The 13954-nt window shown below is 51.4% G+C and carries 10 protein-coding genes; 5 read left to right on the plus strand and 5 right to left on the minus strand.

Annotation, left to right across the window (positions count from 1 at the left end):
* Nucleotides 1-68 precede the first annotated feature (68 nt).
* Nucleotides 69-1034, minus strand: a complete 966-nt coding sequence (gene trxB / locus EA14781_RS01290; RefSeq protein ID WP_000537396.1) for a thioredoxin-disulfide reductase — start codon at nt 1032-1034, stop codon at nt 69-71.
* A 544-nt stretch (nt 1035-1578) separates the two neighbouring features.
* Here trxB and lrp point away from each other — a divergent pair.
* The 5 genes from lrp (at nt 1579) to serS (ending at nt 9665) form a co-directional block, all read left to right on the plus strand.
* Nucleotides 1579-2073 (plus strand): leucine-responsive transcriptional regulator Lrp, encoded by a 495-nt coding sequence (gene lrp / locus EA14781_RS01295; protein WP_000228473.1) that lies wholly within the window; start codon nt 1579-1581, stop codon nt 2071-2073.
* 134 nt (nt 2074-2207) lie between these two features.
* Entirely contained in the window at nt 2208-6158 is a 3951-nt protein-coding gene (locus EA14781_RS01300) for a DNA translocase FtsK (RefSeq protein WP_000076984.1), read from the plus strand.
* 158 nt (nt 6159-6316) lie between these two features.
* Nucleotides 6317-6928: an outer membrane lipoprotein periplasmic chaperone LolA gene (gene lolA, locus EA14781_RS01305; protein ID WP_002462419.1), complete on the plus strand. Its 612-nt coding sequence runs from the start codon at nt 6317-6319 to the stop codon at nt 6926-6928.
* Between the two features lie 10 nt (nt 6929-6938).
* Nucleotides 6939-8282 carry a replication-associated recombination protein RarA gene (rarA, locus tag EA14781_RS01310; protein WP_000067763.1) on the plus strand — a complete coding sequence of 448 codons (1344 nt, stop codon included), beginning with the start codon at nt 6939-6941 and terminating at the stop codon, nt 8280-8282.
* Nucleotides 8283-8372: 90 nt separating this feature from the next.
* Nucleotides 8373-9665, plus strand: coding sequence for a serine--tRNA ligase (gene serS / locus EA14781_RS01315; RefSeq protein WP_000886690.1), 1293 nt, complete (start codon nt 8373-8375; stop codon nt 9663-9665).
* Between the two features lie 299 nt (nt 9666-9964).
* On the opposite strand, the gene EA14781_RS01320 is transcribed toward serS, so the two are convergent.
* The 4 genes from EA14781_RS01320 to EA14781_RS01335 all read right to left on the minus strand — a co-directional run bounded on the left by EA14781_RS01320 (nt 9965) and on the right by EA14781_RS01335 (nt 13927).
* Complete coding sequence (locus EA14781_RS01320) at nt 9965-10108, minus strand: Hok/Gef family protein (RefSeq protein ID WP_000078906.1); 144 nt, start codon at nt 10106-10108, stop codon at nt 9965-9967.
* An 828-nt stretch (nt 10109-10936) separates the two neighbouring features.
* Nucleotides 10937-12634, minus strand: a complete 1698-nt coding sequence (locus EA14781_RS01325; RefSeq protein ID WP_000767295.1) for a hypothetical protein — start codon at nt 12632-12634, stop codon at nt 10937-10939.
* The gene (locus tag EA14781_RS01330) at nt 12631-13206 is read right to left on the minus strand and encodes a baseplate complex protein (RefSeq protein WP_000192893.1); all 576 of its coding nucleotides are present in this window, start codon (nt 13204-13206) and stop codon (nt 12631-12633) included. Before EA14781_RS01330 ends, EA14781_RS01325 begins: the two co-directional genes overlap by 4 nt.
* Nucleotides 13178-13927 (minus strand): hypothetical protein, encoded by a 750-nt coding sequence (locus EA14781_RS01335; RefSeq protein WP_001300966.1) that lies wholly within the window; start codon nt 13925-13927, stop codon nt 13178-13180. Before EA14781_RS01335 ends, EA14781_RS01330 begins: the two co-directional genes overlap by 29 nt.
* Nucleotides 13928-13954 lie beyond the last annotated feature (27 nt).

Genomic DNA, 13954 nt, shown 5'->3' on the forward strand with positions numbered 1-13954 from the left:
AGGAAAAAATAAAGGCGACCCATAGTCGCATGGCGCCGCCTTTTTTACCTTTGTTACTGATTTGTAAATTATTTTGCGTCAGCTAAACTGTCGAGATAGCGTTCTGCGTCCAGTGCAGCCATGCAGCCAGTACCGGCAGAGGTGATGGCTTGACGATAAATGTGATCCATTACGTCACCTGCGGCAAATACGCCCGGAATGCTGGTTTGGGTGGCGTTACCATGAATACCCGACTGTACTTTGATGTAGCCGTTTTCCAGTTCCAGTTGCCCTTCAAAGATGGCGGTATTCGGGCTGTGACCGATAGCAACGAACAGACCAGCAACGTCGAGGGATTCGATGTTATCGCTGTTTTGCGTATCACGCAGACGCACGCCAGTGACGCCCATCTGATCGCCAGTCACTTCTTCCAGCGTACGGTTGGTGTGCAAAATAATATTGCCGTTTTCCACTTTATCCATCAGACGCTTAATAAGAATTTTTTCTGCACGGAAACCGTCGCGGCGGTGGATCAAATGCACCTCGGAAGCAATGTTGGAAAGATACAGAGCTTCTTCAACAGCGGTATTACCGCCACCGATAACTGCCACTTTCTGGTTGCGATAGAAGAAACCATCGCAGGTGGCGCAGGCCGAAACGCCGCGGCCTTTAAATGCCTCTTCAGACGGTAAGCCGAGGTAGCGTGCAGAAGCCCCGGTGGCAATAATCAGTGCGTCACAGGTATATTCGCCGCTGTCGCCAGTCAGGCGGAACGGACGATTCTGCAAATCTACTTTGTTAATGTGATCAAAGATGATTTCAGTTTCAAACTTGGCAGCATGCTCATGCATACGTTCCATTAACAACGGTCCGGTCAGATCGTTTGCATCGCCTGGCCAGTTTTCCACTTCTGTGGTGGTGGTCAGTTGGCCGCCTTTTTCCATGCCGGTAATCAGAACCGGTTGCAGGTTGGCGCGCGCCGCGTAAACGGCGGCTGTATATCCTGCCGGGCCTGAGCCCAGAATAAGCAGTTTGCTGTGTTTGGTCGTGCCCATGAGATCCCCATAGTTGTTGGCAGACAATGAGCAGGATTGTAGGGAATTTACAGCCGTAAAAAAAGAGTATGGCAATTTTGTTAACAATTTGTGCAATCGTCAGAAGCGATGGATGCGCAGGAGCTGTGCGTCATTATCACGTCTGCTACTTAATTTTTTCGGTGTATGAGCTGATTAAATGATGATTAAACGTCACTGTTAATGAATAACTGGCATGTTGTACTAAAAAACGATGTTTTGCTTTGACAATCACCTGGCGTTTTGCGAAAACATTCGAGGAAGAAAAAAACAGTATTCTTATATGCGCATAATCATGCATGTAAATACCATGTTTACCGTGCTAGTGAAATCTACGTATGGCGTGGACAGACGCCATTCGTGATGTCGATAGCTGCCTCAAGGCGACGGTCTTCTCACCGTAGACCCAGGCATTGCGCGCCGTGAATCATCGTGATTTCGGTCTATCGTGACGGGTAGCGACTCTGAACAGTGATGTTGTAAGGGTCAGACAGGAGTAGGGAAGGAATACAGAGAGACAATAATAATGGTAGATAGCAAGAAGCGCCCTGGCAAAGATCTCGACCGTATCGATCGTAACATTCTTAATGAGCTGCAAAAGGATGGGCGTATTTCTAACGTCGAGCTTTCTAAACGTGTAGGTCTTTCTCCAACGCCGTGCCTTGAGCGTGTGCGTCGACTGGAAAGACAAGGGTTTATTCAGGGCTATACAGCGCTGCTAAACCCGCATTATCTGGATGCATCACTGCTGGTATTCGTTGAGATTACTCTGAATCGTGGCGCCCCGGATGTGTTTGAACAATTCAATACCGCGGTACAAAAACTTGAAGAGATTCAGGAGTGTCACTTGGTGTCCGGTGATTTCGACTACTTATTGAAAACACGCGTGCCGGATATGTCAGCTTACCGTAAGCTGTTGGGGGAAACCTTGCTGCGTCTGCCTGGCGTCAATGACACCCGGACATACGTTGTTATGGAAGAAGTCAAGCAAAGTAATCGTCTGGTTATTAAGACGCGCTAACACGGAACAGGTGCAAAATCGGCGTATTTTGATTACACTCCTGTTAATCCATACAGCAACAGTACTGGGGCAACCTGGTACTGTTGTCCGTTTTAGCATCGGGCGGGAAAAGCCTGTAACCTGGAGAGCCTTTCTTGAGCCAGGAATACACTGAAGACAAAGAAGTCACATTGACAAAGTTAAGCAGCGGGCGTCGACTTCTCGAGGCGTTGCTGATTCTTATAGTCCTGTTTGCCGTCTGGTTGATGGCAGCATTGCTTAGCTTTAACCCTTCGGACCCCAGCTGGTCGCAAACGGCCTGGCATGAGCCCATCCACAATTTAGGCGGAGCTCCTGGCGCGTGGCTGGCAGATACGCTGTTCTTCATTTTCGGCGTCATGGCCTATACCATCCCCATTATTATTATTGGTGGTTGCTGGTTTGCCTGGCGTCATCAGGACAGTGACGAATACGTTGATTATTTTGCCGTTTCGTTACGCATTATTGGTGTGCTGGCGATCATTCTCACTTCTTGTGGTCTGGCGGCAATTAACGCTGACGATATCTGGTATTTCGCTTCTGGCGGTGTGATCGGGAGTTTATTAAGCACAACGTTGCAGCCGTTGCTACATAGCAGTGGGGGAACAATTGCTCTGCTATGTGTCTGGGCGGCCGGACTGACGCTGTTTACCGGTTGGTCATGGGTGACCATTGCTGAAAAGCTGGGCGGCTGGATTTTAAATATCCTCACTTTCGCCAGTAATCGCACTCGTCGCGATGATACCTGGGTTGATGAGGATGAGTATGAAGACGACGAAGAGTACGAAGATGAAAATAACGGCAAACAGCGTGAATCACGCCGTGCCCGTATTCTTCGTGGCGCGCTGGCGCGTCGTAAACGTCTGGCGGAAAAATTCATCAATCCAATGGGGCGTCATACCGATGCCGCCTTGTTCTCTGGTAAACGGATGGATGATGAAGAAAATGCAACTTATAGCGCTCGCGGCGTCACTTCCGATCCTGATGATGTGCTTTTTTCGGGCAACCGCGCGACGCAGCCTGAATATGATGAATACGATCCATTATTAAACGGCGCGCCGATTATCGAACCTGTTGCCACAACCGCCGCAGCTAGCACGACGACGCAAAGCAGGGCTACGCCGATGGAGCCCCAAACTCCGCCTGTTGTGCCTGTTGAAGTTCCGCCGGTACAGCCTGGAGTGGCCTGGCAACCTGCGCCGCAAATGGGTGAATCGGCGAACGCTCCTGCATCTGAAGGATACCCGCAACAACCGCAATATGCGCAACCTGCGGTGCAATATAATGAACCGTTGCAACAACCGACTCAGCCGCAACAACCATATTACGTATCTGCACCGGAGCAATCTGTTCAGCAGCCGTACTACACGTCTTCGCCGGAACAACCAGTCCAGCAGCCGTACTACGCACCTGCGCCAGAACAACTGGTTCAGCAACCGTATTATGCGCCTGTACCGGAACAGCTGGCGACAGATAACACCTGGCAAGCTGAGGCGTTGCATTCCGCTTATGCTCCACAGTCTGCACACCAGCCGGAGCATACGTATCAACAGTCAGTAGCGCAACAGCCGCTGTATCAGCAACCGCAACCCGTTGAACCGCAACCCGTTGCGGAGCCTGAACCAGTTGTAGAAGAGACAAAACCCGCTCGCCCGCCGCTTTACTATTTTGAAGAAGTGGAGGAGAAGCGAGCGCGTGAACGTGAACAGCTGGCGGCCTGGTATCAACCTATTCCTGAACCGGTTAAAGAACCGGAACCGATCAAGCCGGTGATGACACGGCCGAGCGTTGCAACAGTGCCGCCGGTAGAAGCCGCGGCGTCTGTTTCGCCGCTGGCATCAGGCGTGAAGAAAGCGACTCTGGCGACAGGTGCTGCTGCAACCGTTGCTGCGCCAGTCTTCAGTATGGCGAATAGCGGGGGACCGCGGCCTCAGGTTAAAGAGGGCATTGGACCGCAGTTGCCGCGACCGAAACGCGTTCGTGTGCCGACTCGTCGTGAGCTGGCATCGTATGGCATTAAGCTGCCATCGCAGCGAGCTGCGGAAGAGAAAGCTCGCGAAGCTCAGCGTAATCAACCTGATTCTGCTGAACCGTTTGACGATGACGAAATAGATGCAATGCAGCAGGCCGAACTGGCGCGTCAGTTCGCTCAGTCGCAGCAGCAGCGCTATGGCGAGCAATATCAGCATGATGTGCCGGTAGATCAGGACGATGAAGATGCCGCGGCAGAGGCTGAGTTGGCACGTCAGTTTGCCCAGACGCAGCAGCAGCGTTATTCCGGTGAACAACCGGCAGGATCAAATCCGTTCTCGCTGGATGATTTTGAATTTTCACCGATGAAAGCGTTGGTCGATGATGGTCCGCAAGAGCCGCTGTTTACGCCAATTGTTGAACCAGTGCAACAACAACCTGCTGCCGCTGCCGCTGCCGCTGCCGCTGCCGCGCCGCAGCCACAATATCAACAGCCGCAACAGGCGGTAGCACCGCAGCCGCAGTATCAACAGCCGGCAGTGCCGCAGCCGCAAGATACTCTGCTGCATCCGCTGCTAATGCGTAACGGTGATAGTCGTCCGCTACATAAGCCAACAACGCCATTGCCATCGTTGGATCTGCTAACGCCTCCACCGAGTGAAGTTGAGCCGGTGGACACTTTTGCTCTTGAGCAAATGGCGCGTCTGGTGGAAGCTCGTTTGGCCGATTTCCGTATTAAGGCTGATGTTGTCAACTACTCTCCGGGCCCCGTTATCACTCGTTTTGAGCTGAATCTGGCGCCGGGAGTGAAAGCTGCGCGTATTTCTAACTTGTCACGTGACCTTGCTCGCTCGTTATCGACTGTGGCAGTGCGTGTGGTAGAGGTTATTCCAGGCAAACCATACGTGGGCCTTGAATTACCGAACAAAAAACGACAAACCGTATACTTGCGAGAAGTGCTGGATAATGCGAAATTCCGCGATAATCCGTCACCGCTGACAATTGTATTGGGCAAAGATATCGCAGGCGATCCGGTCGTGGCCGATTTGGCTAAAATGCCGCACTTGCTGGTTGCAGGGACCACCGGTTCCGGTAAGTCTGTCGGTGTGAACGTCATGATTTTGAGTATGCTCTATAAAGCACAGCCGGAAGATGTTCGTTTCATCATGATTGACCCGAAAATGCTGGAGCTTTCGGTTTATGAAGGTATCCCGCATCTGCTAACGGAAGTCGTCACCGATATGAAAGATGCCGCTAACGCGCTGCGTTGGTGTGTCAATGAGATGGAACGCCGTTATAAGCTGATGTCTGCATTGGGTGTGCGTAATCTGGCGGGTTATAACGAAAAAATTGCTGAAGCAGACCGTATGATGCGTCCGATTCCAGACCCTTACTGGAAGCCGGGTGACAGTATGGATGTTCAGCACCCAGTGCTGAAAAAAGAACCGTACATTGTGGTGCTGGTGGATGAATTTGCCGATTTGATGATGACGGTCGGTAAAAAAGTGGAAGAGCTGATTGCGCGTCTGGCGCAAAAAGCTCGTGCTGCCGGTATCCACCTCGTACTGGCAACGCAGCGTCCATCGGTGGATGTTATTACGGGGCTGATTAAAGCGAACATCCCGACGCGTATTGCATTTACAGTATCCAGTAAGATCGATTCACGCACTATTCTTGATCAGGCTGGCGCGGAATCATTACTGGGGATGGGGGATATGCTCTACTCCGGGCCGAATTCCACTATGCCGGTGCGTGTTCACGGAGCCTTTGTTCGCGATCAGGAAGTTCATGCCGTGGTGCAGGACTGGAAAGCGCGTGGTCGTCCGCAGTATGTTGACGGCATTACTTCCGATAAAGACAACGAAGGTGGTGCTGGTGGTTTTGATGGTGCTGAAGAGCTCGATCCGTTGTTTGATCAGGCAGTGGCATTTGTTACTGAAAAACGTAAAGCGTCGATTTCCGGCGTTCAACGTCAGTTCCGTATTGGCTATAACCGTGCAGCGCGTATCATCGAACAGATGGAAGCGCAGGGGATTGTCAGCGAACAAGGCCACAACGGGAATCGCGAAGTACTGGCGCCTCCACAGTTTGACTGATTAGTGCATTGTAGGCCGGATAAGACGCGATAGCGTCGTATCCGGCATTCGATTCCCTGAGAATTCAGTATTTTCTTCTTTCCTCAAGCTGATGATTAGCCTGGAATAGAGAGTAGAGGGAACTCCCGATCGGGAGTGACATAATTTGAGGAACAATGATGAAAAAAATTGCCATCACCTGTGCATTACTCTCAAGTTTAGTAGCGAGCAGCGTTTGGGCTGATGCCGCAAGCGATTTGAAAAGCCGCCTGGATAAAGTCAGCAGTTTCCATGCCAGCTTTACCCAAAAAGTGACTGACGGCAGTGGTGCCGCAGTACAGGAGGGCCAGGGCGATTTATGGGTAAAACGTCCAAATTTGTTCAACTGGCATATGACCCAGCCAGACGAAAGCATTCTGGTTTCTGATGGTAAAACCTTATGGTTCTACAATCCATTTGTTGAACAGGCTACGGCAACCTGGCTGAAAGATGCCACCGGCAATACACCGTTTATGCTGATTGCGCGTAACCAGTCCAGTGACTGGCAGCAGTACAATATCAAACAGAATGGCGATGACTTTATCCTGACGCCGAAAGCCAGCAATGGCAATTTGAAACAATTCACTATCAACGTCGGTCGCGATGGCACGATCCATCAGTTTAGTGCTGTAGAACAAGACGATCAGCGTAGCAGTTATCAGCTAAAATCCCAGCAAAATGGCGCAGTGGATCCAGCAAAATTTACCTTCACCCCGCCGCAAGGTGTCACGGTAGATGATCAACGTAAGTAGAGGCAGATGAGTGAGTAATTTGTCGCTCGATTTTTCAGATAATACATTTCAACCTCTGGCCGCGCGTATGCGGCCAGAAAATTTAGCACAGTATATCGGCCAGCAACATTTACTGGCTGCGGGGAAACCGTTGCCGCGCGCAATCGAAGCCGGACATCTGCACTCCATGATCCTCTGGGGGCCGCCGGGAACCGGTAAAACGACCCTCGCTGAAGTGATTGCTCGCTATGCAAATGCTGATGTGGAACGTATTTCTGCCGTTACCTCTGGCGTCAAAGAAATTCGCGAAGCGATAGAGCGCGCGCGGCAGAATCGTAATGCCGGCCGCCGTACTATTCTGTTTGTCGATGAAGTACACCGCTTCAATAAAAGTCAACAGGATGCTTTTTTACCGCACATTGAAGACGGCACTATCACTTTTATCGGCGCGACAACTGAAAATCCGTCGTTTGAGCTAAACTCGGCGTTACTTTCCCGCGCCCGAGTTTACTTGCTGAAATCTCTGTCTACAGAGGATATTGAGCAAGTACTGACTCAGGCGATGGAAGACAAAACCCGCGGCTATGGTGGTCAGGATATTGTTCTGCCGGATGAGACGCGGCGTGCTATTGCTGAGCTGGTGAACGGTGACGCGCGCCGGGCATTAAATACGCTGGAAATGATGGCGGATATGGCCGAAGTCGATGGCAGCGGTAAGCGTGTCCTGAAACCTGAATTATTGACGGAAATTGCCGGGGAACGTAGTGCTCGTTTCGATAACAAAGGCGATCGCTTTTATGATCTGATTTCCGCGCTGCATAAATCAGTACGTGGCAGTGCGCCCGATGCGGCGCTTTACTGGTACGCGCGAATTATTACTGCCGGTGGTGATCCGTTATACGTTGCGCGTCGCTGCCTGGCGATTGCTTCGGAAGATGTCGGCAATGCCGATCCGCGTGCGATGCAGGTGGCAATAGCAGCCTGGGATTGCTTTACCCGCGTTGGTCCGGCAGAAGGCGAACGCGCCATTGCACAGGCGATTGTTTATCTCGCCTGTGCGCCAAAAAGCAATGCTGTTTATACGGCGTTTAAAGCCGCGCTGGCCGATGCTCGTGAACGCTCGGATTATGACGTGCCAGTTCACTTGCGCAATGCGCCGACCAAACTGATGAAGGAAATGGGATACGGGCAGGAATATCGTTACGCCCATGACGAAGCAAACGCTTATGCTGCTGGTGAGGTTTACTTCCCGCCAGAAATAGCACAAACACGCTACTATTTCCCAACAAACAGAGGGCTTGAAGGCAAGATTGGCGAAAAGCTCGCCTGGCTGGCTGAACAGGATCAAAATAGCCCCATAAAACGCTACCGTTAATGTTATCGTTGCGGTAATGTTGTTACTGTATCCCTGTGGTCGCAGGCTGTGACCACATCTCCCATTTAATTCGATAAGCACAGGATAAGCATGCTCGATCCCAATCTGCTGCGTAATGAGCCAGACGCAGTCGCTGAAAAACTGGCACGCCGGGGCTTTAAGCTGGATGTAGATAAGCTGGGCGCTCTTGAAGAGCGTCGTAAAGTATTGCAGGTCAAAACGGAAAATCTGCAAGCGGAGCGTAACTCCCGATCGAAATCCATAGGCCAGGCGAAAGCGCGCGGGGAAGATATTGAGCCTTTACGTCTGGAAGTGAACAAACTGGGCGAAGAGCTGGATGCAGCAAAAGCCGAGCTGGATGCTTTACAGGCTGAAATTCGCGATATCGCGCTGACAATCCCTAACCTGCCCGCAGATGAAGTGCCGGTAGGTAAAGACGAAAATGACAACGTAGAAGTCAGCCGCTGGGGTACCCCGCGTAAATTTGATTTCGAAATCCGTGATCATGTGACGCTGGGTGAAATGCACTCTGGCCTGGACTTTGCGGCGGCAGTTAAACTGACCGGTTCGCGCTTTGTGGTAATGAAAGGGCAGATCGCTCGCATGCACCGCGCACTGTCGCAATTTATGTTGGATCTGCACACCGAGCAGCACGGTTATAGCGAAAACTATGTCCCTTATCTGGTTAACCAGGATACGTTGTACGGTACGGGTCAGCTGCCGAAATTTGCTGGCGACCTGTTCCATACTCGCCCGCTGGAAGAAGAAGCGGACACCAGTAATTACGCGCTGATCCCAACAGCAGAAGTTCCTCTGACCAACCTGGTGCGTGGCGAAATCATCGATGAAGATGATCTACCTATTAAGATGACCGCCCATACTCCATGTTTCCGTTCTGAAGCGGGCTCTTACGGTCGTGATACCCGTGGTTTGATCCGTATGCACCAGTTCGACAAAGTTGAAATGGTTCAGATTGTGCGCCCGGAAGATTCAATGGCGGCGCTGGAAGAGATGACCGGTCATGCAGAAAAAGTCCTGCAACTGCTGGGCCTGCCGTACCGTAAGATCATTCTTTGCACCGGTGACATGGGCTTTGGCGCATGCAAAACTTATGATCTGGAAGTGTGGATCCCGGCGCAGAATACTTACCGCGAGATTTCTTCCTGCTCTAACGTCTGGGATTTCCAGGCTCGTCGTATGCAAGCACGCTGCCGCAGCAAGTCTGACAAGAAAACCCGTCTGGTTCATACTCTGAACGGTTCTGGTCTGGCTGTTGGTCGTACGCTGGTTGCGGTAATGGAGAACTATCAGCAGGCTGATGGTCGTATCGAAGTGCCAGAAGTTCTGCGTCCGTACATGAACGGACTGGAATATATTGGCTAATATCCAACTTTTCTTACTCTAAAAAGCGCCTGCGGGCGCTTTAAGAAGAGGTTTAGCTATTTGAAAATAAATGGATTTTATTTTTAAGTGTCCATATAACGTCCATCTTTGAATGCAAAAAGCCCACAGATTCTATGTTGTGGGCTTTGTTCTTGGTGTCCTCATGAGTGAGGGAACCAAAAAGAAAACCCGCAGTTTTTACGCTGCGGGTTTCTGCTTTGGGATGTGTATAGGGTGCCTTATCGACCTTACCCTGGCAACCGATTGACGGGGAAGTTGCCTTCCCCGTCGCGGTTTTCTTACTGTCTACACTGTAAGAACGCCGCAAACTCCGCTCCCCAGAAGCTCATCCGTATCTCGCAGAGCGAACCCCGCAACATCCAGATGATGAGGATTGCCGTCACGCACAGTGTGGTGATGGCGATTAGCGATTTTTGCGACATAGCACTTGCTCCTTTTTCGGAGAGGCGCTAACCTACGACTTGCGAAGGTTGTATGGCTAGGGCCTCGGGTTAACGTTAAAGTTGACTCGGGGCCTTTCCACATCCGGCCTTCAGGTATTCCCTCCAGCCATCAGCCGAAAGGCACCCGCGCGAATTCTAGCCTGGTTTTTTCCCTTGTTTCAATCCGTTGAGGCCTGTCAGTCTTCTGATATAAAATTCCCGACCGCAGACATTATTCAGTCACGCATTTGATACATGCTTCCGCCGGCGTTCGCGCCGGTTTTTCGTCCTGTTGCTGCATAGATCGTCATGTGCGATCGAGGCGCGGCATTGATCCTTTTTTCAGTTTAATTTCGACTCTCAATTTTACGCAGGCCGCGCCGCGTCTGGCTTCGTTGTTTGACGATTTTTCTATGCGATCCTTTCGCGATCGTGTCTTACCCCACGTAAAGCATGAAAACTCTTTTAATATCATGCGGTTTCGTTGACCCCGCCATTTATGGGATCGTAAAAAACCTCTCTGAAAACTGCAAAAAATTTCAAAACGTGAAATTTCAGATCTTCGCTTTTCCCTCAGTTGCTGCGCGGGCTGGCGGTCATTTTTGCACGGCAGAAAACTGAAAAAGTGTTTCGACACAAAACCCGCGGGTTGGAGGGGGTAGCGCGGTTTACGTCACCTCACGCTTTACGTCACACCGTTTACGTGGTGTGCGCATACAGCGCCGGAATGGCACGCAGAACGCATTAATCAGGTGGCGGATATGAAAACGCACGACCGGAGCCGTGCGTTGCGTGATGGGGCGTTTATGGGGGTTTTATGCCCGGTGATCAGGCGATAAGGTCACAGTATTTTTCGCGCAGGCTCGTAGCCTGTTGGGCGTCTGCAGCAAGTTCGCTGCTGTTTGTTGGTGCGCCGGTGTTGCTGTGGGTGTGGTTTGCAGTGTGTGTGGCCAGCAACTGAACCAGATCCAGAATATCAATCAACAACGTCAGCAGATTAAGTCCGGATTTTTCCCGTGAGTCACCGCGACCAATAAATACTGTCGGGGCTGTAAACTCCAGACCACCGTCCGCTCGGCATGTTCTGCGACCTCCCACGTTTTCAGTAAGGTCGTGTTCAATCGTGGATGTCGCCCCTTTGAGTTTAGTCAGCAAATCCTGCGCTACCATCTGGATATGCTCACTGGCTGCGATCGCGTAATGACCGGTAGTAAGGTGCTCTATTTGTCCTGCCATTAGCTTGCTGGTTCCCAGAACGCTGGTTATATCGTTTGCCTGTACTGTGGTTGTTCTGGTTGTTGTTGTGCGTTCCTCCTGATCGCTGTTAATGGTTCGCCGGGCTGAATGTTCTCTGATTTGCTGGTCGGTTTCTCTGTGCCAGCTTCCGTCAGCCGTGACGCGCTGAAACACTTCTGCGCGCTGTTGCTGCAGCTGTTCGCCGGGCTTTACATCAGGCAGGTTATGGCCAGCGGGTAAGATTTGCCTGATAACGGGTTTGTCCGGACGTCCTTCAATGTTGGATATTTCCACGATGGTGCCTGCCGGTGGGTAGGCAAAACATCCCGCCTCACTGCCAGCCATGGGGACGGGGAGCGGTACTGCCGGGTAAACGGGCGTGTCGCTTTTATCGTTGCCGTTCTCATCAAGCAACTGCACATCGACGGCGTAGCGTGGGCGGAAACTGTCGGCCACATCGCCCAGGGTAGTTGGCTCCGTTGGCGCAATGACGCGCGCCAGCCGGGTATGTAGCGTACCGCTGGCCAGTTCCGGGAACTGTGTTTCCATTTGTCTGCGTAATGGTGATTTGGAAACAGGGTTACCCGTGGCGGTAAGGCGCTCCCATGTCAGGGTCATTTTCTCGTTGTTGAGGGCTACACGGGTAATGCGCCCGGCCGGTAGGTTCACGCCCGGTCGCACAGTTTCCATAAACATGATGTCGATGCTGTTTCCGCCGCTTTGCCCGAGTGTGTACTGTTGCGGAATATCCGGCATTGTAATACTGGCAAATCGTGAATCAGCTGCGCTTCCCACAAATACAGAACCGTCCGGCATAGGGTGCCAGACGTAATCGCTGATACTGAATGCTCGCCCCAGTTGGCTGAGCAGTTGTGCTCCGCTGCCGCTGTGGGTGATGTAGGGAGTTGGTATACTGGCATAATCCGCATCCGGAGTGATAAAAACGATACCGCTTTGTCGCCCCAGATTATCGAGTACCCCCCGCAACGTCGGGTGTTGCATGGAGCAAGGGAAATCAAAATCCAGCACAGCAGCCGCTTCACGAATAAAAAGGCGACGTGAGCCATTTTCAGCAGGTTGATCGCGCTCAATGTAGCCGGAGAAATAGCGCCATGCTTCACCGTCACGGCCGAGATCAATTTGTACCATTGCGCCGGCAAGGCTGTGTTCGGGTGACAGATTGTTAACAGAAATGAAGCCACGACCGGCAGCATTCAGGGTAAGAACAAGGTTTATATCGGCAATTTCCACCCGTTCGCCATTAATAATACAGCGTTGTATTAATTTCATGTTTTCCCTTCCTTTTTCACGCTCCCGATGCCAATCCAGTCCAGCCCGGAGCCAATACCATCATTGATATTTTTCCAGAAAGTTTCCTGGGTATTCATTCCTTTATCCGGCGTCAGCTCACTGCCGTTCTGTGTCTGCTGCTTTGCGATTGTTTTCTGTGAGCCACTGCGTGCCGATGCTTTTTCCGGCACGCTTAATTTTTCCCTGAGAGTAAAGGTGACCTGCCAGTGCATTTTCCCCTGTTGTTCCGTGGCATCAATGCCACCAGAAAATACCCCCTGTCGCATATTGATTGCCTTCGCGGTAGCGTTGGCAATGCGATACGTTTTTTTAGCTCCGTTACTTTCTGTTGCCTCCGCAAGCTGAAAAATACGGGTCAGAATAGCTTCATCGTTAAAGTCAATAACCCCCGACACGCGCAGCTCTTTAGCCTTGTTTCCCTGCTGAGCGCTCGTGGTGCTGGTTGACTGTCCGGACATATCTTTATCCGGTAGTTGCATGGTGGCGCTGACGGTGATGTTGCGCAGCAGAATGGCTTCCCCGTCAAGCGCAAGGACAATCATCTGGGTCATGTAGTGCTTCCCTTAGTGATGAGAGATCATCGCCGACGAACAGCATCACAGCTGTAAAAACCCACTCGGGGTGTGGGATGTTTTTTTGTATCAGCGCTGCGGCCTGGCTAAGGACTCCCTTGTAGCAAAAGCGCCACACCGGGCAAAATTTTTGCCGGAGTGCGGCCTGCTGATCAGCGATTTCCTGTAGAGCTTTATCTCTCGCATTCGCGAACTGACGCAGCTCTGATGACAATGTTTCCGGTGATGTGGCAGCAGGAGTAGCTGCCTGTGCAATGGTTGCAGCCAGCGACATGCTGCGAGTGGTCTGTGTCGACAGCATTATCGGTTCCGGAAGTGATGTTACCGGTCTGGCGGGGATTTGCATTCTGCTGATGGTCAGCGAAAGTTGGCTGGAGATCATACGGGACATTCTCCCTATTTCTGGCAACGGAAATGCACCTGAAAATTGTCTGGCAAGCGATAAAAACTCAGCAACAGACGGGGCGCAGAATAACATCGCCACGACGTCTTTTTGTGTATTTTCTGTCAGATACGGTAAAAGTGCAGACACTGCATTATCCGGACTGAGGTAGCGTCCCGATGGTGTGGTATTCCCTGTATTTACTGACCATGGGTGGAAACAAATCATTGAACTGGTGATGTTTATGGGGTGCGGGTGCAGAATTGAGACCGCCCAGTCAGGGCGGTTATTTTTATTGTCTTTCAAATGAATATTCATAGGTGTGTGAGATATTGCTGGTACTTG

The organism is Escherichia albertii NBRC 107761 = DSM 17582, assembly GCF_000759775.1.
Taxonomy (GTDB): Bacteria; Pseudomonadota; Gammaproteobacteria; order Enterobacterales; family Enterobacteriaceae; genus Escherichia; species Escherichia albertii.